Source organism: Vreelandella olivaria, from assembly GCF_023507745.1.
Classification (GTDB): Bacteria; Pseudomonadota; Gammaproteobacteria; order Pseudomonadales; family Halomonadaceae; genus Vreelandella; species Vreelandella olivaria_A.
This window is the reverse complement of sequence record NZ_JALPZO010000111.1, coordinates 1-18,431: the sequence shown is the minus strand read 5'-3', so window position 1 is coordinate 18,431 and position 18,431 is coordinate 1. Positions and strand designations below refer to the sequence as shown.

Sequence of the window (18,431 nt, the reverse complement as noted above, 5' to 3'; positions counted from 1 at the left end):
AAGACAAACAGTGCCCAGGATGCCCTTAGCGGCTGGGAACCCTTGGCACTACACATTAAAGCTCTTTTTTGACAAGTACTAATCAACATACTGATAACACATAAAGGGAACACACATGCACCCAATAACACCACACAGGAAACCCAAACGACGCTCCTATTGCCTGGCTATCGCCATACAGCTACTCAACTGGTGGAGCGCTCTGCTTTGCCTGACCCTATTTTTTGCAATGGGAGTCGGTGCGCTTTACGCCGTACTCCAGGGCACCCACTCTCTGGGTTGGTCATTGTTGATAGCGTTTATCGGCGGCTTATTGCTACATGCCGTCACCATCATCGCCGCGCTAAGCGTGGCAGCCACAACACCTGTTTCACATGAACCACAGCACCATCATCCCAATGGCCCAACATGAATCCACAAGAATAGGCCGACCTACTTGCCGGCAGAACCAACCTACCGTTCAGGCTAAAAAGTTGGCCGCCCGGTGACTGATTTTATTTTTCATTCGTCTTCAATCCGAGACGTTAATAAACAGTGATAACTCCACCACCAGGGAATCCCCATGCAAGCACTATCAACCAAAACACCCCAGCATAACCTGCACCCCCTCAGCAAACGCCTCAAGCTCAAAACCCATGCAGCCCATGAGCGTGTTGACCAAGCCATCATGGCACTATCCCCCTTTGCCAGCCTGGAAGGGTACAAACGCTTTCTACGCGTTCAGTACCAGTTCCAACGCCATACTGCCCCCCTTTATGAACAACCCGAACTGATCGAACTCTTCGAAGGACTCCCCCAGCGATGCCGCTACGAAGCCATCCAACGTGATGGCAAAGACCTCTCCCTCGATCTAACCATCACCGAGCTGGATAGCGTAACGCCCCCCACTATCTCTTCACAGGCAGCAGCACTGGGCTGGCTGTATGTTAATGAAGGCTCAAACCTTGGCGCCGCGTTCCTACTCAAATACGCAGCGCAGCTTGGCCTCTCGACTAACTATGGCGCTCGTCATCTGGCGCCCAGCGAAGATGGCCGTGGCTTGCACTGGCGTAACTTCGTCGCCCAATTAGATGCCGTGCCTCTCACTGATGAGCAACTTACCCAAGCAGTGACAGCTGCTGGTGACGCATTCAGATTTGTAGAAACATTGGCACACCGTGCGCAGGATGCGAGCAACTAACTAACGAGAAGTTATGCTTCCCAATGACTTTACCTACACTCAACGCCAAAATGGCTCTATCTCAGTTAATGATCCTGAGAGCAACAACCTCGTCTATTGCGGTGCCGCCATGGGCAATGCTGTCTTTATGCCGACGGATCGCGCTTATATGGTCGCGATGGGTGATACGAATCTTGCAAACGTGGCACTGGCCCGCGGCAGAACACTTCAGGGTATGCTGGAATACCGCTTCTAGACCCTGAGTAACGATTTCACCCAAGCGGGTGAATACCATGAAGGGGATACGCCTCCCTCATGTCGAACCCAAAAGGTGGCATTTATTATCAATGCCGCCTTTTGCTTTTTATGATAACCAACTGCCACCTGTTACAGCGGCCTGCTCAACAACCAAAAAACATTTATATTTCATCATCTTATAACAAATAAATTTCTTTACTGGCTCCCATATTCAAAAAAATTACATTTTTTGATGAGGAAAAATGCGCTCCCAATCGTTAATGAGGATACAAACGATTATTATTAAGATCTCAAGGGGGTATTTTTTCCATGCACTTTACGGGTTTCCCACGCAAGCTGCTCGCAGATAGTCTGGCATCCGCGTATCGGCCTGCCCTTAGAACAACCACTACCGCTATCATGCTCGGCTTGCTGGCGACACAGGCACAGGCGCAGTCGTCATCCAGCGAAAGTGCGGTTGCACAACAGGGTCCTTTGCAGCAACGCTATAGCTTCAATATTCCCGAACAGCACCTACTCTACTCACTGGGGGAATTTACCAGCGTTACCCAGATTGCAGTAACTCGCCAGGATGGCCAGCCTATTGACGGCACTGCACCGGCATTGCACGGTGATATGACCGCCGATGAAGCACTACGCACCCTGCTGGCCGACTCATCGCTCACTGTTTCCTACCGTAATGGTCGCACCGCCGAGTTACTTCCCCCCGCCACCTCGGCCACCGTGGGCAACCAAACAGCGTTTAGCACCCTGACGGTAGAAGCAGAGCGAATCGGCGACGATTGGGTCTACCACGAACCCCGCTCGGTGAGTGTGATCAGCCGTGAGCAGATTGATCGCCGCCCTCCTCGCCATGCCGCTGATATGTTGGAAGAAACAGCCGGCGTTTATTCAGCCGTTAACCAACGCGACCCTGGCCTGTCGGTCAACATCCGCGGCATCCAGGATTATGGGCGCGTCAATATGAATATTGACGGCATGCGGCAGAACTACAACCAGAATGCTCACCAGCAACGTAACGGGACCATGTATATCGACCCTGAATTGATCTCAGAGGTGATTATCGATAAGGGAACAAGCGCAGGCCAAGGGGGGGCGGGTGTCCTGGGTGGTATTGCCACCTTCAATACCATCAACGCCAGTGACTTTCTGGACACAGAGAAAGGTTATGGCGGTCGCTTACGGGCAGGCCACGGTATAGGCGATGAAGGGAATGGTACACACTTCACTGGCAGTGCAGTCGTCGCTTTCGGCAATGAAGAAGTGGATGGTTTACTGGCTTATAGTGAACGAAACTTTGGCGACTACTATGCTGGCTCCTCTGGGGTAGGCAACCTTAGTGACGAAATTGCCCAGGAGTGGCAACAGCCAGGGCGGCTGCAGATGCTGATCGACAATCCTGTCGAGTACTCCTCCAGCAATATGGATTCCAGGCTGGCCAAGTTTGGCTGGAATATAGATGGCAACCCGGATCACAGACTTCAGTTTACCTACCTGGATACAAATGCCAGGTCCTACGATGCACGCTTTGAAAATACCACAAGATCAGGTGTGCTTGAAGATATTGAGTATCGGCTATTGGGTGAGAACGATATCACATCCACCAGCTATGGCCTGGATTATACCTATAACCCTATCGACAATGAGCTAGTCGATTTTTCATCAAAAGTGTATTTCGTTACTACTGAAAATGAACAGTGGAACAACGAGTTAGTTACCTCCTCCTACACAACTCCTGCTTATACCTCTCTCTATCGTACCGATACGTTAGGCGCTCAGGCAGCAAACACTTCCCGCTTTTACCTCGGTAGTGCGGGCGATTTGGCCATCAACTATGGCACCGAAATATTCCAGGACACCTTTAAGCCTGGTGGCGAACAGGCTTCACCATCGATTAGTACCGACCTGCCGTATGTCGAGGGGCTAACACCGGAAGGCGAACGCCAAATGGGCAGCTTGTTTGCCAACATTGACTATCAATACGGCAACTGGCTGTCAGTTTGGGGGGGCTTACGTTACGACCACTACCGGCTAAAAGGGCAAACTGGCATGACGGTACGCCAGTATATAGACAACACACCGAGTTGGGACCCGGACGGGCAAGTGCGTCAAGTCCCAGTCACCTACGATGTTGATCGAAATGATGGGCGCCTATCTCCCACGTTAGGCATCGGAATTAACCCCGGTTTAGATTGGCTACAGCTTTATACCAGCTATGGCCAGGGCTGGCGGCCGCCAGCGGTAACAGAGAGTTTTCAAACAGGCCGCCCACACGGTGGTGGCTACGAAAGGATGTACCCCAACCCGTACTTAGAACCTGAGCGTTCGGAAAACTGGGAAGCAGGTTTTAATATTATCAGAAATGGGCTGTTGACTGGCAATGACCGCTTCGCCGCCAAGGTGGCCTATTTTGATAATAGAATTGATAATTTCACCTATATGGCTACGAATGTAAGTCTTCCCGGTGCCTTTCATGCAGCATCCTTAGGTCAATCTGCTTACGTTAACAACCTGAATAGCACTCGCTTCCGTGGTGTTGAATATCAACTTAATTACGATGCGGGCTTTGTCTACGCGGATTTGAGTTATACCCAGATGATGGGCAGTAACGAGTTCTGCTATCACCCATATTATCTCGGTGGCGCCAGCCGCAGGGAGCCTAGCGGAGAAGTCTTTGAACAAGAGCGTACGCTCTCTAGTGGCCGTGTCGTCACAGTACGCCAAAATGGCTCTATCTCAGTTGATGATCCTGAGAGCAACAGCCTCGTCTATTGCGGTGCCGCCATGGGCAATGCTGTCTTTATGCCAGCGGATCGCGCTTCAGCCACACTGGGGCTCCGTTTTCTCAATGGGAGGCTGGATGTAGGCGGACGGTGGCGCTACAGCGAAGGCAATAGTGTTGACTACGCAGAGCGCGACTATACCAATTACGCTCTGGCCGTTTGGCCACGCTACGAGGTTTATGACCTCTATGCGTTTTATCACATGAACGACAACCTTACTTTCAGCCTGGCCATGGATAATGTCACCGACGAGGCTTATATGGTCGCGATGGGTGATACGAATCTTGCAAACGTGGCACTGGCCCGCGGCAGAACACTTCAGGGCATGCTGGAATACCGCTTCTAGACCCTGAGTAACGACTTCACCCAAGCGGGTGAATACCATGAAGGGGGATGAGCCCCCTTCATTTAAACCAAAAAGGAGTATTACCATGTCATTCAACATTACCTACGATGCCCAATATGCCGACTGGACTTTGGCTGACTATCTGGAGAACTGGTCATACGAATTCCAAAACTCTAACCATGGCGACTCAAATACCGGTGGTTTCAACACTGGCGGCCTGTCCGGAGAGGAGTATGCCATTACCGGTTCAGGTAACTCATATGCGTTTATTGCAGGCAGTGACACGACCGACGGACTGGAATATGACATCGGCGCTCATGTGTTGGCCGGTGACCTGGACAGTGTGCAGTTTGGCTACGACCTAACTGGGCCATCCGGTGGCTCATTCGACCTGGATAATTGGGAACTAACCATCGAAGGCCTTGATGCTACTGGTAGCGGAGCAGGAAATGACGTGCACAATATCGTCTGGGGGCTGATGAACGGTGATACCAGTGCGCTGGAAAGCTACATCGTTTCTGAAGGTCTGCTGACTCAGAACGAGTTTGATACCGCAGAGCTGGGAGACCTCTTCCCTCTTCCGGCTTCCGCAACCGGCGTTCAAGAGTTCAACGAATTCGATTTCGCTCTGGCTGCGTGAGCAACGCCATCGCTATAACTACCTAATAAAAAAGGCAAGGGGAGCCCCCTTGCCGCAACATTCGAACACCGCACCACGGGCTTTGCGCCTGGGGTGCGGTGCCTGGGCATTCTCGTCAGTTTCGACGTAATGTCAAGCAGGACGTGACGAACATATCAATGAGAGACCGGATTCGAGACGAATGGCGGGGCCTCAAGGCCCAAGCGCGTTCGTTGTTTTGTCATGTCATTTTCAGGATACGCCACCATGCCCGCCCTCCCTCGCCGCCAGCCCGGTAATGAACTCAATCAGGCGCTTGGCCGCTATCGCGGCACACTGCGTTCGGTAGGCCTTTTCAGTGCGGTTATTAATCTACTGATGCTGGTGCCACCGCTATATATGTTGCAGGTGTACGACCGTGTGCTGGCCTCCGGCAACACCACTACCCTGCTGATGCTAACGCTGATGGCGCTGGGGCTGCTTGGCCTGATGGGGGCGTTGGAGTATGTGCGTAGCCTGGCGGTTATCCATATTGGGGAGCAGTTTGACCAGCAACTGGGCGGGCGCGTTTATAGCGCGGCCTTTGAGCGTGGCCTAAGTGGCCAGCCTGCTCAGGCGGGGCAGGCCACCCGCGACCTCGATTCGCTGCGCCAATTTATCACCGGCAATGCGGTATTTGCGTTCTTCGATGCCCCCTGGTTTCCGCTCTACCTGCTGGTGATGTTTATGTTCCACCCCTGGATTGGCTGCCTTGCCCTGGGGGGTGCTGTGGTACTGGTACTGTTGGCATGGCTGAATGAGCGGCTATCCCAGCCGCCGCTGCGTGATGCTGGCGCGCTTTCCGTGCAGGCCAATGCCATGGCAGACACGCAGTTACGCCATGCGGATACCATTGAATCGATGGGCATGTTAGCGGCGTTCACCCAACGCTGGGGGTACCTGCACGACGGCTTCGTAGCGCTGCAAGGGATCGCCAGCGAGCGTACCGCGCTGGTCACCGCTATCTCCAAGAGCCTGCGCGTTGCGTTGCAATCGCTGGTGTTGGGCTTGGGTGCCTGGCTTGCCATTGGGGGGCAGATCAGCCCTGGCACGATGATCGCGGGCTCTATCCTGATGGGCCGTGCACTCAGCCCCATTGATCAGGTGATCAATGCGTGGCGGCAGTGGAGTTCCACCCGGCTGGCGTACCAGCGCTTGAGTAACCTGCTGACGGCTCACCCGGCCCGCCAGCCGGGCATGACGCTGCCCACACCACAGGGGCAACTGGATGTGGAACCACTCAGTGCCATGCCACCCGGTAGCAGTGCGCCAACCCTGGTTCAGGTGGGCTTCGCGCTCCCACCCGGCAGCCTGCTGGGGGTGATTGGGCCGTCGGGTTCGGGTAAGTCGACACTGGCAAAGCTGTTGGTGGGTGTATGGAAACCCCGAGTGGGCGCCGTGCGGCTTGATGGTGCCGATATTCAGCGCTGGGATAAGACGCAACTGGGGCCACATATTGGTTATTTACCTCAGGACGTGGAGTTGTTTGCCGGTAGCGTGGCCGAAAACATTGCACGCTTCAACGCTCCCGATCCGCAACGGGTGGTAGAGGCCGCCCGCATGGCAGGGGTGCATGAGTTGATACTCAGCCTGCCCCAGGGGTATGACACACCACTGGGAGAAGGTGGCCTGGGGCTTTCGGGCGGGCAACGCCAGCGGCTTGGGCTGGCCCGGGCACTGTATGGCTCACCGGCGTTCGTCGTACTGGACGAACCCAATGCCAATCTCGATGAAAGCGGCGAAAAAGCGCTGCTGGCCGCCCTTACCCAGCTACGCGAACGCAAGGCGACGGTGGTATTGATAACCCATCGGCCCCAAGTGCTCAAGGCAACCACCCACCTGCTGGTGCTGCGAGAAGGCCGGTTGCAGAAATTTGGCCCCACCGAGGAAATCTTGCAGGCCCTGAACACCGCCCGGCAGGCAGCGGCTCCTGCCAACGCTCCCATCAACACGTCCCTGAACAGCGCCTATGCACAAGGGGCTTATACCTACGGCAATGTAGCGATCAAGGGCCAGGAGGAGCAACGCGCATGATACGTCACCCCTTTCCTCTATCCCCCCAGGCACCCGGCACGACCGCTCCACCCGATTGGCAGGCGTTGGCTACGCGGCGCACCCGCAAACCCTGGCGCCTGGGCGGCGGTTGCCTGCTGGTTGGGTTGTTACTGTTCGTGGCCTGGGCGGCCTGGGCACCGCTGGATAACGGGATCGCCGTACCGGCCACGGTGGTGGTTTCAGGTAATCGTCAGGCCGTGGAACACCCCACCGGCGGCACGGTAGAGCGGTTATGGGTACGCGAGGGCGACCAGGTAACACAGGGGCAACCGCTGGTAAGTATTGATACCACCCGGCTGCAAAACGAAGCGGAAGTGCTGCGCCTTCAACATGCCTCGGCCCTGGCGGAAATGGCCCGCCTGGAAGCGGAGCGCGACCAGCAGGACAGTATCACCATACCGCCAGCACTGGCCCATACGGGCGATATCGAGATCGACACCCTACTCGCCTTGCAACGTCAACTGTTTGCCAGCCGCCGCAGCGCGCTGGCGGCTGAGCTTTCCGGCCTTGAAGCCAGCCTGGATGGCCAGCGGGCCAGAGCAGCGGGGCTGGAAGCATCACTTGCCCAGCAACGCGCCCGCCTGTCGGTACTCCGCGAACAGCGCGATAACTTACGTGAACTGGCCTCAGGTGGGTACATTCCCCGTAACCGCTTACTGGAATTCGAAGGCAGCTACGCACAGTTGCAGGGTGATATCGCCAGTGAAAGCGGTACCTTGCAACAAACCCTGCGCCAAATGGATGAATTGCAGTTGCGCCTGACCCAACGCAGCGAGGAGTACCAGCGTGATGTTCGGGATGCACTGGCCCAGGCACGCCTGCGTAGCCAGGAGGTGGCCGGGCGGCTGGAAAATAACACCTATGACATTGAGCACGCCTTGATTCGTGCGCCCCGCTCAGGGCAGGTGGTAGGGCTGACGCTGCATACAGAAGGAGGAGTAGTGCCGCCGGGGGGCTTGCTAATGGAAATTGTGCCCCAGGATGAGCCCTTGCTGGTGGAGGGGCAACTTCCCGTTGATCAAATTGACAGGGTGCAGGCAGGGCTGCCGGTGGAATTGGCCTTTACAGCGTTCGAGCGAAGCAGTACACCGCGCATTCCCGGCACGGTCAAACAGGTATCCGCAGACCGTCTTGTCGATGATATCAGCGGCCTGCCCTACTATCGGCTGTATATTGAAGTCACCAGCGAAGACCTTTCCCCGTTGGGCAACGCACCGCTGAAAGCCGGGATGCCTGTAGAGGCCTTCGTACGCACAGGTGAGCGCTCGCTACTCAACTATCTGTTCAAACCACTGTTCGACCGGGCGCGCACGGCATGGGGAGATGCATGATGCGTTTATTGCCTCTCCGTTTTATCGCGCTTGGCGCGTGCCTATGGCTCTGCTGGCCACTATCGTCTCAGGCGTTGGATTTTCAGCAAGCCTACGACTATGCCCGCCGCTACGACCCGAGTTGGCTGGCAGCCCAAAGCGAACGCGATGCCGGTCAACAGGAGCACGCTCTGGGCCGGTCCCGGCTGCTGCCCTCGCTAAGTTATCGTTATTCGCATGCGCGTAACCGCTCGGAGGTGGAACAGTCCACCCCTCTCGGCACCACCACCGACGATATGCGCTATACCAGCTACACCTCAGCGATCACACTGACCCAGCCTCTGTTGGATGCGGCGGCATTCGCCCAGTATCAGGCGGGTAAAGCACGCGCCAATGCTGCCGAGGCAACGCTGGAGCGCGCCTATCAAGCACTTGCCGTGCGTGTACTACAAGCCTATACCGATGTGCTCTACGCCGAGGATGATATTGCGCTGGCCGAAGCACACTTGCGCTCTCTGCAAGAGGAGTCTGAAAAGAGCGCTTACTTTATGGCACACGGCGAGGGTACTCGCACCGACCAGTTGGAGATTGCTGCCCAAAGCCGCCTTGTCGAAGCGCGCCTGATCGAAGCCGAAGACCGTTTACAGGATGCCCACAACGCCTTGAGCCTACTGATGGGTTCACGTCCAGCCTCTCCCCTGACGCCACTAAGCACGGTGGCGTGGGGATCAGCACTGGCATCGTCACAGGAGGTGGCTGATATATCACTGGCAGAGTGGCAGGCGCTTGCGCTCGCTCATAATCCTGAACTGGCGGCCCAGCGCAGCGCTCTGGAGGCGGCACGGCACCATGTGCAGGCCCAGAATGCCGGGCACCTGCCCACGGTACAGCTTTACGCTCGCAGCCAACTATCCGACTCCAGTGCCGAAAACACTATTGGTCAGCGCTACGATACAGATAGCATCGGCGTTGAGGTCAGCCTGCCGCTCTATTCAGGAGGGCGGGTGGTGGCAGCCAGCCGTCAGGCAGACAGCACCTACGAGCAGCTACGTCATGAACTGGATGCCGCTACCGCCGACATTCTCAATGATGTTGAACGGCAGTATCGGCTGGTACGCAGCAGCCAACGGCGGGAAGAGGCCTATCGGCAATCTGTCGAGGCAGCAGCCCTGAGAGTGGAAGCAACACAGCGCAGCCTCCAGGGTGGCGAACGCACCCACTTGGACGTGCTGGATGCAGAAAGAGAGCGCTTTGAAGCGCTGCGCGACCTGGCTCGTGCCCGTTACGACTATCTTGTTGCGTGGCTAAGCCTGCGCTGGCAAGCGGGGCGGCTTGACGATGCCGATATCCAACAAATCGCTTACTATTTCAGTGACGCCTTCCATGACTAACCATCACCACCTTGAGACGCCAGAAGCATGAGCGAGACGCCACCCAAAAACCGATCACCAGCCCGTAGCCCGCTTGCACGCGCCTTTTGGGTAGCCCTTGCGGCACTGAGCTTCGGTATCGGCGTTATCGGGATTTTTCTTCCCTTACTGCCAACCACCGAGTTTATGCTGGCTGCCGTTTACTGCGCCTCCAAGGGCTCACCCAGGTTCGAAGCGTGGATACGCTCGCGGCGCTACGTGGGGCCACTGATCAAAAACTGGGAAACCGAGCGCGCCATTCCACGCCGCGCGAAGTACGTGGCAATCAGCATGATATTTGCCAGTGCCATGCTGCTGTTATGGCATTTGGGGCAAGGCTGGCTGCGCTGGGTCATTGTTGCCCTGCTGGCTGCCGTTGCCTTATGGCTGGCGACACGTCCCGAGCCAACGACCCGCCAGTAACGCCCAGGCGAACAGCTGCCCTCCTTGAAGCGGGGTATGGTAGTCTGTGTATAGATATTTCAGCTAAAGAGACACCGCTGCATGGCCACTGCCGTTCCCCGCTATTTGCAGATCCAGCATCATCTGCTGGAAAACATCCACAACGGTACGTGGCTCGCCAATCATCAGATTCCACCCGAAGAACAACTCGCAAAGGATTTCGGCGTTAGCCGCATGACGGCCAACAAGGCCATTCGCGATCTTGTGCAGCAGGGCTATCTGGTTCGCCACCCTGGGTTGGGCACCTTTGTTACCGACCGCAAAGCGGAATCATCGCTGGTGGATGTGCATAATATCGCCGAAGAAGTGCGTCACCGCGGCCATCGCTATAGCAACCAGGTGCTTCACAGTGAATCCGTGGCTGCCGACGATGAGGTAGCGCTGCATATGGGCGTGCGCTTAGGCGCCCAGGTGTTCCATACCTTGATTGTTCACTGCGAAAACGCCATTCCCATTCAGTTAGAGAACCGTTATGTCAATCCACGCTGGGTTCCCGACTATCTGGCAACAGACTTTACCCAGCATACCCCCAACGAGGTACTGGTAGCCGCCTGCCCGATTACCGATATTGAGCATGTGGTAGAGGCGGTTCTGGTGGATGCCACCACCGCCTCACACCTGGAGATTGATACCACCAGCCCGTGCCTGAGCATGACCCGGCGAACATGGTCCGGTGAGAACCTGATCAGCTATGCCCGGCTGATTCACCCCGGAGAACGCTATAAGCTACGCTCATCAATGGCACGCCACCTGCAGGCGGGGGGAGCCATATGCTAAACAATACGCTTATATCACTCGGCATTCGGTGGGCACGCGGCGTCCCACCGTCCAGGTAGCCTCATCCCCTTTACCGCGGAATTCATGCCTGGGCGAGGCATACCACATACCCGAAGCCGGACGCTGGCTTTCCAACCGGAGTGTGTCACCCCCTACCATGACCAGTGCGGTATCTTCCTGCTGATCGAAAATCACGGTGAGTTCCGTACCATCGTCACAGCGATAGTCGGCCTGGGGGTAATTATCCTGTGGATCATGACTGGGGGTGGAGGCCGTGGTGCAGCCTGCCAGCAGCAGTGAAGTCAACACAGCGGTCAGGCTCAGGTGAGAGTATCTCATTGCATTATCATCCATGAGTGAGTTGTTAGGGCAATTTGCCTGATCAGTATGGTCAACACCGCGCAATTGCGCGAACCAACGTCAGGCCCAGCGTGCATCGGCTGTGAACGCAACGGTAAACCAGCAGTGCTCAGGCGCTATGGAGATCCCCTGGCCAATCTGGTCGCGGATAACATCCAGCTCAGCCACCCCTTGATCACTGGCAAAATCAGGCGATGTGACAATATGAATCTCGATAAAATAGCCGCGCCCACTTTTGGCCACATGGCTGGTATAGGACAGCACACCTTCCCGTTTCATTACCGGCGCCATTGCCGCATGCACTTCACTGTCCAGAGCACTGGGGGCAATCAGGAAGATATCCCGCAATGCGCGCCGCACAATACTGATGGGGACAGGCAGCAGGCAGAGTGTCAGCACCGCGAGCAGCAGGGAGTCCACATAAGGTGTTAAGTGGGCATAGGCGGTATTCTCCATCACCCACGCCACAGCAAAGGCCAGCAGCAATGCCGCGGTAATTGACGCCGCCATCACCCAGCCATGCATATCAATTCGCACCAGTTCCGAGCCGACCTGACGATTTAATTTGCGCTGATAGAGAGCCATGGCAGTACATACCGCCGTGACCACAACGGCATATAGAATGGCGATTCCGAATGCGAGCTCATTACCACCATCCATCAGCCCCTGCACAGCATTCAAAAACGCGTAAAAACAGAGCAGTAGCAGGATACTGCCATTCAGGCCCGCTACCAGCGGCTCCAGATGCCAGTAGCCATGCTGAAAGCGTTGGCTGGCTTCACGCACCACCAGGCGCGCGACCACCAGTGCCAGACCCGACATGGCGGCATCAATGGATGAAAAAACACCATCGAAAAGAACAGAACGAGAGCCCGATAAGAGGCCGAAGACAATGCCCAGGGTAGATACCCCCAGGGTGACCAGAATGGATATTTTCAGAGCACGCTGCTCAAGGGTGGCTGCCATGGTCTATCTCTTTTGAAAGCTTGCCCTCTATCCTAGCCAAGCCGCTATAAAAGAGCGACGCCATCAACGCTGTTTAATCTCTCCATTGGCATACTTGACCCAGGTTTTGCCGAGGTGGTTGCGTAATTCGCGCCCCACTCGCTCGCTATCCCTGGCCTCCAGCGCCGCCATAATCGCCTCATGCTCCTCCATGGCCGTTGCCCATTTTTCATTTTTTTGATTCGACAGGTAACGAACGCGATAGAGCTGGCGGCTGAGGTTTGCGTGCATATCAATCAGCGTGGCATTACCAGACAGTGCCACAATCCGGTTGTGGATATCCTGGTTTAAGCGGAAGTAGTTTTGCCGATCGCGCCTTAAAAAGGAGGCTTTCATCTCATAATGAAGCGCCTGCAACTCCGCAATATCATCATTACTGGCATTGGCACAGGTTAGCTCTGCTGCGGCCTGTTCCAGCACGCTTAATACATACGCTTTCTCTTTCATATCGGCGGGGCTGACATCCGCCACCACCGCACCACGGTTAGGTGAAATAACCACCAGCCCCTCAGCGGCGAGAATCTTCAGCGCTTCCCGTAAGGGCGTACGCGACACCTGCAACTCGACCGCCAGCGTTCGTTCGGGCAGGCGCTGCCCAGGCTGGAAGTGATCCATCACGATGTGTTCGCGTAAGTAGTTCGCAACTTTCTCTACCAGACCTGGCTGATTTGACTGGGCGACTTCTTGCATTGGCGTATTCACATAATAAGCGAATGCCAAGAATGGCATACCAAAATCATCCTTTCAAATTAACATCGCATATTTCGCTTATTTTTAAATACATAAATATCAAATAGATAAACATGCAAGGATACCATTCAATACCAAAGTCTTACCGCCAACCAATTGACCCACAAAATGGTATACCACTACATTTCACACACAGTAAAAACCATATCTCTGATCACAACAGCCTGTTCACAACTTTACGTGTCCGCCGTTGCAGACCGTCCAGCAAAGGGAATACCCACACCTTATGAACTACTTACAACATTTTGAAACAGACAGGGTGGTTGAGGCCTGCATCGCGGGTGCTGGCGACTTTGGGCGTGGTGTATTACGTCAGGCGCGACAAATGAAAGGGTTTTCTGCGCGTATTGCGATCGACATCAACCCCGAAAAAGCCGCCGAGGCGCTGCACCACGCGGGTATTCCAGATACGCAAATAATGGTATGCCATTCAGGCAAAGACGCGGAGCAAGCGTGGCAAAATGGCCTTTTTATCGCCACAGCCTCCTTTGAGACCGTTCAGGCGCTCCCTTTCGATATTCTGGTGGAGTCCACCGGTATTCCTGACGTGGGAGCGCGCTATGCCGAAGCAGCTCTGCTTGCCGACAAGCATGTAGGCATTGCCACCAAAGAAACCGAATCAGTGGTTGGGCCTTATTTGACCCGTTTGGCCTACCAGCAGGGTCGCCTGTTTACGCCATTGGATGGCGACCAGCCGAGCCTTTTGATCGGCTTGCTCACCTGGGCCAAAACCCTCGGCTTTGAAATCATTGCGGCGGGCAAAAGCAGCGAATATGACTTTATTTGGGATGAGGCCAGCGCCACGGTTACCTGCAATGGCACAGCCTTTCCTGCCCCTGGCCTGGATGAGCTGTGGGAATTACCAGTAGGTCGCGAACGTGATGTTGTGGAAGCGCGCAGCAAGCTGCTCGCGGCCATCCCACAAATTTCAGTGCCCGACCTATGCGAAATGGTCAACGTGGCCAACGCTACCGGACTCAGCCCGGATCGCCCTGAGTTTCACGCCATGATTCTGCGCACCACTGAAGTCCCCACTCTGCTGGACCTTCAGCCGCAAGGGGGTGTCCTGCAAGGCCCAGGGCGTTTGGAAGTGTTTAACTGCTTACGCCGCCCGGATGAGTTGAGCTTTGCAGGTGGCGTATTTGTTGTCGTACGTTGCGAAGACCCCCATGTATGGGCGCTGCTACGGGATAAAGGCCATGTGCTGAGCCGTAATGAGCATAGCGCCATGATTTACCTGCCCCGCCACTTGCTGGGCCTGGAGGCACCGATTTCCTTACTGGATGTAGTGCTCAATGGCCTGACATCCGGAGGCGGGCACGCCACCACCCCTAAATTTGATCTGACGGCACGAACAACACAGACCATCAAGGCAGGGCAGCGTCTTGAGATGCGCGGACATCACCGGCATATCGAAGGGTTACGCCCGGAACTTCATCCCGCTGCGCCGCTATCCCCAACTGAAAAAGTTCCGTTTTATCTGCTTCCCGGCGCCGACGTGATTCGCGATATTGAGCCGAACCAGCCGATCACCTTAGCGGATGTTGCGTTACCTGATTCATCTCTGAAGCAGCTGCGTATCAAGCAAGATGAGCTGTTTCAGCACCACCACCCGGCCACCAAGGTCGATACCACCAGTACGCTGGCCTAAGGAATCACCAGGGCAATGGGCCCACTAAGCGCATCACGCGCGATAATAACAATGCAATAACAATCAGATAGGAGAAACACCATGCTTACCAAGCTCTTGCTCACCCAGCACGCTCTTAAAATGACCGCATTCGGCGTGGCCTTGTTCAGCGCCGCTGGTGTGGCACATGCGGACGATGCAGCCAACTACCCAACGCAACCCATTCAATTTCTGGTAGCCGCCGGTGCCGGGGGCGGGGTCGACAACTTTGCTCGTGTTGTTCGCCCCATGTTTGAAGAAGCCCTTGGCGGTGCGCGCATCACCGTTATCAACCTGCCGTCCGCCTCTGGCGCCCTGGCCCACCAGCGTACTGCAACTGGCGCGCCGGATGGCCATACACTGGACTTTGCCTCTACAACTTACGTGACCTCTTTGGCGGCAGGGCAAAATCCAGTGGGCCTGGATCAGATCACGCCGGTGGCACGCATGCAGTCGGACGTGATGGCACTGTTCGTCAACCCAGAACGCTACCCTGATTTTGAATCCTTCCTGGAGTACGCCCAGGCCAACCCCGGGAAAGTAACGGTGGGAGGCACTCACACGGCCAGCCCAGACCATGTGGCGTTTCTTTCACTGCGCGACGCTTCCGGCCTGGACATGAGCTTTATTCCCTACGATAGCACCGGCAATGCCACGGCCAATGTGCTGGGCAACAATATCGATGCCACCACCACATCGCTGAGCCCCCTTTTGAGCTACATCGAAGCTGGGCAAATGATGCCTGTTTTAGTGTTCAGCGATGAGCGCCTGGAAGATTTTCCCGATGTCCCCACCACGGTAGAACATGGCTGGGACCTGACCGATGGCAATGATCGGGCAATTTTTGTGCATGCAGACACACCAGCTCCTCTCGTCCAGCGCCTTGAGGAAGTTCTGAAAGGCATTTTCGACTCGGAAGACTACCAGTCCTACGCGGAGCGGGTGAACCTGACCTATCGCGAGGGCTGGATGAGCAGCGGCGAGTACCGCCAACGGCTGGAAAATAACTACCAACTCTATTCTCGGTTGTTAAGTAACGAATAATAAGCAGCCAATAAACCACTAGGGGCAGGTAGGCAACTCATATTGCCTGCCTTTCAATACTCACCGGTATGGGTTCTTTGCGTTAAAGCGGCCCAGCCACGTTCCCTCCGGGGTTGATCATGTACGCCAGGATTTCTCTCTTCGCGATTGCGGTGGTGTTGCTAGGACTGGCCAGTTTGGTGCCCACGCTGCAATTTCCCAGTTCCGCGGAAGTGTCTACCTTTATTGGCCCTCGTGTCTGGCCTCTCTCGCTATTAATCGCGCTGATTGGTTTGGGCTGTGCGCTGCTGCTGATCACTTGGCGTGATGCACGACGCGGCACCCGCTATGACGACGAGCAGGAAGCTACGCCCAGCCCCCAGGGGGAGACCACTCAACGCCTCACCTTCGCATCCACCCGCCACTGGTGGCTGATCGCCACCACTGTTCTCTATACATGGCTTATCAGTCTGGTGGGATTTTTGCCCGCCAGTATTACGTTCACTTTCGTCTGCACACTACTGCTGGGTGCGCACTCCTGGCGCACGGTGCTGATCACAGTGGTGGTCGCTGCGGTATTGATGCAGGGCGTTTTCGTCATGCTGCTCGGTATTCCGCTATGAGTCCGTCCATGATGACGCATCCCGATAACCGTTACTGCTTCCTCTTCAGGAGTTAACGATGCTAGAGAACTTTCTAGGCGGGCTGGCCGTGGTGATGCAGCCACTCAACCTGCTACTACTTACCTCTGCCGTTTTTATTGGCTTTATCGGTGGCGCCCTGCCCGGTATCAGCGGCGTTATTCTGGTGGTCATTCTGCTGCCCGTCACATATGGCATGGAGCCGACCACCGCCTTTATGGTGTTAACCGCCATTTACGGTGCGACCGTTTTCTCAGGTTTGATTACCGCCATTCTCTACCGCGCCCCCGGGACCCCAGAGGCGGTAATGACGGCTTTTGATGGCTATCCGATGACCCAGCAGGGTCAGGCCGGCAAAGCACTGGGCATTGGTATACTTAGCTCGGTGATTGGCGGGCTGGTAGGCACTATTACACTGATTATCTTTACGCCCATGCTGGCCAAGCTAGCGCTGAGATTCTCTTCTCCTGAGTATTTCGCCCTAGCAGTACTGGGTTTGACAGTAGTCGCCTCGCTGGGAGGGCGACTGATTTATGGTCTTATAGGTGCCACGCTGGGTTTATTTATTGCTTCGATCGGTATCGACCCACTCACCGGCACAAGCCGCTATACCTTCAATAACCTGAACCTGATGGAAGGCGTAGGGCTGATCCCCATGATCGTGGGTCTCTTTGCCGTCTCTGAAGTCATGAAGCGCTCCCTGGATCATGATACCCACCAACCTCTCAAGAAAGTAAAAGTCAAAATTTTTGACCTGCCCATCCTGCGCCAGATCGGCACCACGCTAACGCGCTCTTCCATTATTGGCGTCATCATCGGCATTTTGCCGGGTATCGGCGCCAGTACTGCCGCGATGGTGAGCTATAGCGAAACAGTGCGCTGGTCCAAACACCCTGAGAAATTTGGCAAAGGGGCACCTGAAGGTATCGCAGCGCCGGAGTCCGCCAATAACGCCGCTGCGATGGGCGCCCTGGTACCGCTATTCGCCCTCGGAATACCGGGAAGCGGTACCACTGCGGTGATTCTGGGCGCGTTTATCATGCACGGCCTGCAACCTGGCCCGATGTTTATGATGACCCATAGCAGCCTGATCTATGCGGTATTCGCAGGCTTGTTCATCGTCAATTTCATGATTCTGCTGTTCTCCAAGCCGTTTATCACCCTGTTTACCAAGCTGCTGAACGTCCCCTACTCGGCCCTTGGCCCCATCATCATCATGTGCTGCATCGTGGGTACCTACTCAGTATGCAACTCCATGTTTGATGTGTGGCTAATGCTCGGTTTTGGTGTGATGGGCTACCTGCTGGAAAAACTCAAATTCCCGCTGGTGTCGATCATTCTTGGCCTGGTGCTCGGCCCCATTGCCGAGAGTGAACTACGCCGTGCGCTATCGATGTCCCAGGGTGATATTTCCATCTTCTTCACCCGCCCGATCAGTGCCACGCTACTGGCTATCGCCGCCCTGCTGCTGGCAGTCACGGTGATCACGCCGCTGATTAAACGCGCGCGTATGAAAGCCGCCACGCCCTAACCCCTGACGACGGAAGTAACGTATGACAATCGTATTAGGCGCCATTGCAGACGACTTCACCGGGGCCACCGACCTCGCCAATAATCTGGTGCGCAGTGGCATGCGCTGCCTGCAGGTGATGGGTGTGCCTCCGGCAGCGGTTGATCTGAGCGAGGTGGATGCGGTGGTGGTGGCGCTCAAGTCCCGCTCCTGCCCGGTGGAGGAGGCCGTCGCGGACTCCCTTGCCGCCCTGGAT

18 protein-coding genes are annotated in these 18,431 nt (G+C 55.7%); 15 read left to right on the top strand and 3 right to left on the bottom strand.

Annotated elements, in window-relative coordinates; all coding sequences use genetic code 11:
- Positions 1 to 115 precede the first annotated feature (115 nt).
- From HP566_RS09410 to hutC, 10 genes are all read left to right on the top strand, one after another.
- A complete protein-coding gene (locus HP566_RS09410) occupies positions 116 to 412 on the top strand; it encodes a hypothetical protein (protein WP_249977004.1) in 297 nt (98 codons plus the stop codon).
- Between the two features lie 150 nt (positions 413 to 562).
- Entirely contained in the window at positions 563 to 1,180 is a 618-nt protein-coding gene (locus HP566_RS09405; protein ID WP_249977003.1) for a biliverdin-producing heme oxygenase, read from the top strand.
- A gap of 13 nt (positions 1,181 to 1,193) precedes the next feature.
- Positions 1,194 to 1,415 carry a hypothetical protein gene (locus HP566_RS09400; RefSeq protein WP_249977002.1) on the top strand — a complete coding sequence of 74 codons (222 nt, stop codon included), beginning with the start codon at positions 1,194 to 1,196 and terminating at the stop codon, positions 1,413 to 1,415.
- A gap of 311 nt (positions 1,416 to 1,726) precedes the next feature.
- Positions 1,727 to 4,546, top strand: coding sequence for a TonB-dependent receptor (locus HP566_RS09395; RefSeq protein ID WP_249977001.1), 2,820 nt, complete (start codon positions 1,727 to 1,729; stop codon positions 4,544 to 4,546).
- An 85-nt stretch (positions 4,547 to 4,631) separates the two neighbouring features.
- Positions 4,632 to 5,186 (top strand): heme acquisition protein HasA, encoded by a 555-nt coding sequence (locus HP566_RS09390; protein WP_249977000.1) that lies wholly within the window; start codon positions 4,632 to 4,634, stop codon positions 5,184 to 5,186.
- 246 nt (positions 5,187 to 5,432) lie between these two features.
- Positions 5,433 to 7,238 (top strand): type I secretion system permease/ATPase, encoded by a 1,806-nt coding sequence (locus HP566_RS09385; RefSeq protein ID WP_249976999.1) that lies wholly within the window; start codon positions 5,433 to 5,435, stop codon positions 7,236 to 7,238.
- A complete protein-coding gene (locus tag HP566_RS09380) occupies positions 7,235 to 8,590 on the top strand; it encodes an HlyD family type I secretion periplasmic adaptor subunit (protein ID WP_249976998.1) in 1,356 nt (451 codons plus the stop codon). The genes HP566_RS09385 and HP566_RS09380 overlap by 4 nt, the downstream gene beginning before the upstream one ends.
- Complete coding sequence (locus HP566_RS09375) at positions 8,587 to 9,960, top strand: TolC family outer membrane protein (RefSeq protein WP_249976997.1); 1,374 nt, start codon at positions 8,587 to 8,589, stop codon at positions 9,958 to 9,960. Before HP566_RS09380 ends, HP566_RS09375 begins: the two co-directional genes overlap by 4 nt.
- A 27-nt stretch (positions 9,961 to 9,987) precedes the next feature.
- Positions 9,988 to 10,401, top strand: coding sequence for a YbaN family protein (locus HP566_RS09370; RefSeq protein WP_249976996.1), 414 nt, complete (start codon positions 9,988 to 9,990; stop codon positions 10,399 to 10,401).
- A gap of 81 nt (positions 10,402 to 10,482) precedes the next feature.
- A complete protein-coding gene (gene hutC, locus HP566_RS09365; RefSeq protein ID WP_249976995.1) occupies positions 10,483 to 11,217 on the top strand; it encodes a histidine utilization repressor in 735 nt (244 codons plus the stop codon).
- 9 nt (positions 11,218 to 11,226) lie between these two features.
- Here hutC and HP566_RS09360 read toward each other — a convergent pair whose 3' ends face one another.
- The 3 genes from HP566_RS09360 to HP566_RS09350 all read right to left on the bottom strand — a co-directional run bounded on the left by HP566_RS09360 (position 11,227) and on the right by HP566_RS09350 (position 13,311).
- Positions 11,227 to 11,556, bottom strand: a complete 330-nt coding sequence (locus HP566_RS09360) for an MliC family protein (RefSeq protein WP_249976994.1) — start codon at positions 11,554 to 11,556, stop codon at positions 11,227 to 11,229.
- An 81-nt stretch (positions 11,557 to 11,637) separates the two neighbouring features.
- Positions 11,638 to 12,543 (bottom strand): cation diffusion facilitator family transporter, encoded by a 906-nt coding sequence (locus HP566_RS09355; RefSeq protein WP_249976993.1) that lies wholly within the window; start codon positions 12,541 to 12,543, stop codon positions 11,638 to 11,640.
- A 63-nt stretch (positions 12,544 to 12,606) separates the two neighbouring features.
- Complete coding sequence (locus tag HP566_RS09350; RefSeq protein ID WP_249976992.1) at positions 12,607 to 13,311, bottom strand: GntR family transcriptional regulator; 705 nt, start codon at positions 13,309 to 13,311, stop codon at positions 12,607 to 12,609.
- 247 nt (positions 13,312 to 13,558) lie between these two features.
- Between HP566_RS09350 and HP566_RS09345 the strand changes: the two genes are divergently transcribed.
- The 5 genes from HP566_RS09345 to HP566_RS09325 all read left to right on the top strand — a co-directional run.
- A complete protein-coding gene (locus HP566_RS09345; protein ID WP_249976991.1) occupies positions 13,559 to 14,983 on the top strand; it encodes a flagellar biosynthesis protein FlgA in 1,425 nt (474 codons plus the stop codon).
- An 81-nt stretch (positions 14,984 to 15,064) separates the two neighbouring features.
- Positions 15,065 to 16,045: a tripartite tricarboxylate transporter substrate binding protein gene (locus HP566_RS09340; RefSeq protein WP_249976990.1), complete on the top strand. Its 981-nt coding sequence runs from the start codon at positions 15,065 to 15,067 to the stop codon at positions 16,043 to 16,045.
- Between the two features lie 119 nt (positions 16,046 to 16,164).
- Positions 16,165 to 16,647 carry a tripartite tricarboxylate transporter TctB family protein gene (locus tag HP566_RS09335; protein ID WP_249976989.1) on the top strand — a complete coding sequence of 161 codons (483 nt, stop codon included), beginning with the start codon at positions 16,165 to 16,167 and terminating at the stop codon, positions 16,645 to 16,647.
- Between the two features lie 58 nt (positions 16,648 to 16,705).
- Complete coding sequence (locus tag HP566_RS09330) at positions 16,706 to 18,196, top strand: tripartite tricarboxylate transporter permease (RefSeq protein ID WP_249976988.1); 1,491 nt, start codon at positions 16,706 to 16,708, stop codon at positions 18,194 to 18,196.
- 22 nt (positions 18,197 to 18,218) lie between these two features.
- Positions 18,219 to 18,431: four-carbon acid sugar kinase family protein (locus HP566_RS09325; RefSeq protein WP_249976987.1), on the top strand; the 213-nt coding region annotated here is incomplete at its 3' end.

Coding starts and splice junctions, on each gene's coding strand:
- HP566_RS09410 (WP_249977004.1), top strand. CDS start 116: ATGCACCCAATAACACCACACAGGAAACCCAAACGACGCTCCTATTGC.
- HP566_RS09355 (WP_249976993.1), bottom strand. CDS start 12,543: ATGGCAGCCACCCTTGAGCAGCGTGCTCTGAAAATATCCATTCTGGTC.
- HP566_RS09335 (WP_249976989.1), top strand. CDS start 16,165: ATGTACGCCAGGATTTCTCTCTTCGCGATTGCGGTGGTGTTGCTAGGA.
- HP566_RS09375 (WP_249976997.1), top strand. CDS start 8,587: ATGATGCGTTTATTGCCTCTCCGTTTTATCGCGCTTGGCGCGTGCCTA.
- HP566_RS09400 (WP_249977002.1), top strand. CDS start 1,194: ATGCTTCCCAATGACTTTACCTACACTCAACGCCAAAATGGCTCTATC.
- HP566_RS09370 (WP_249976996.1), top strand. CDS start 9,988: ATGAGCGAGACGCCACCCAAAAACCGATCACCAGCCCGTAGCCCGCTT.
- HP566_RS09350 (WP_249976992.1), bottom strand. CDS start 13,311: ATGCCATTCTTGGCATTCGCTTATTATGTGAATACGCCAATGCAAGAA.
- HP566_RS09360 (WP_249976994.1), bottom strand. CDS start 11,556: ATGAGATACTCTCACCTGAGCCTGACCGCTGTGTTGACTTCACTGCTG.
- HP566_RS09340 (WP_249976990.1), top strand. CDS start 15,065: ATGCTTACCAAGCTCTTGCTCACCCAGCACGCTCTTAAAATGACCGCA.
- HP566_RS09390 (WP_249977000.1), top strand. CDS start 4,632: ATGTCATTCAACATTACCTACGATGCCCAATATGCCGACTGGACTTTG.
- HP566_RS09395 (WP_249977001.1), top strand. CDS start 1,727: ATGCACTTTACGGGTTTCCCACGCAAGCTGCTCGCAGATAGTCTGGCA.
- HP566_RS09405 (WP_249977003.1), top strand. CDS start 563: ATGCAAGCACTATCAACCAAAACACCCCAGCATAACCTGCACCCCCTC.
- hutC (WP_249976995.1), top strand. CDS start 10,483: ATGGCCACTGCCGTTCCCCGCTATTTGCAGATCCAGCATCATCTGCTG.
- HP566_RS09330 (WP_249976988.1), top strand. CDS start 16,706: ATGCTAGAGAACTTTCTAGGCGGGCTGGCCGTGGTGATGCAGCCACTC.
- HP566_RS09385 (WP_249976999.1), top strand. CDS start 5,433: ATGCCCGCCCTCCCTCGCCGCCAGCCCGGTAATGAACTCAATCAGGCG.
- HP566_RS09380 (WP_249976998.1), top strand. CDS start 7,235: ATGATACGTCACCCCTTTCCTCTATCCCCCCAGGCACCCGGCACGACC.
- HP566_RS09345 (WP_249976991.1), top strand. CDS start 13,559: ATGAACTACTTACAACATTTTGAAACAGACAGGGTGGTTGAGGCCTGC.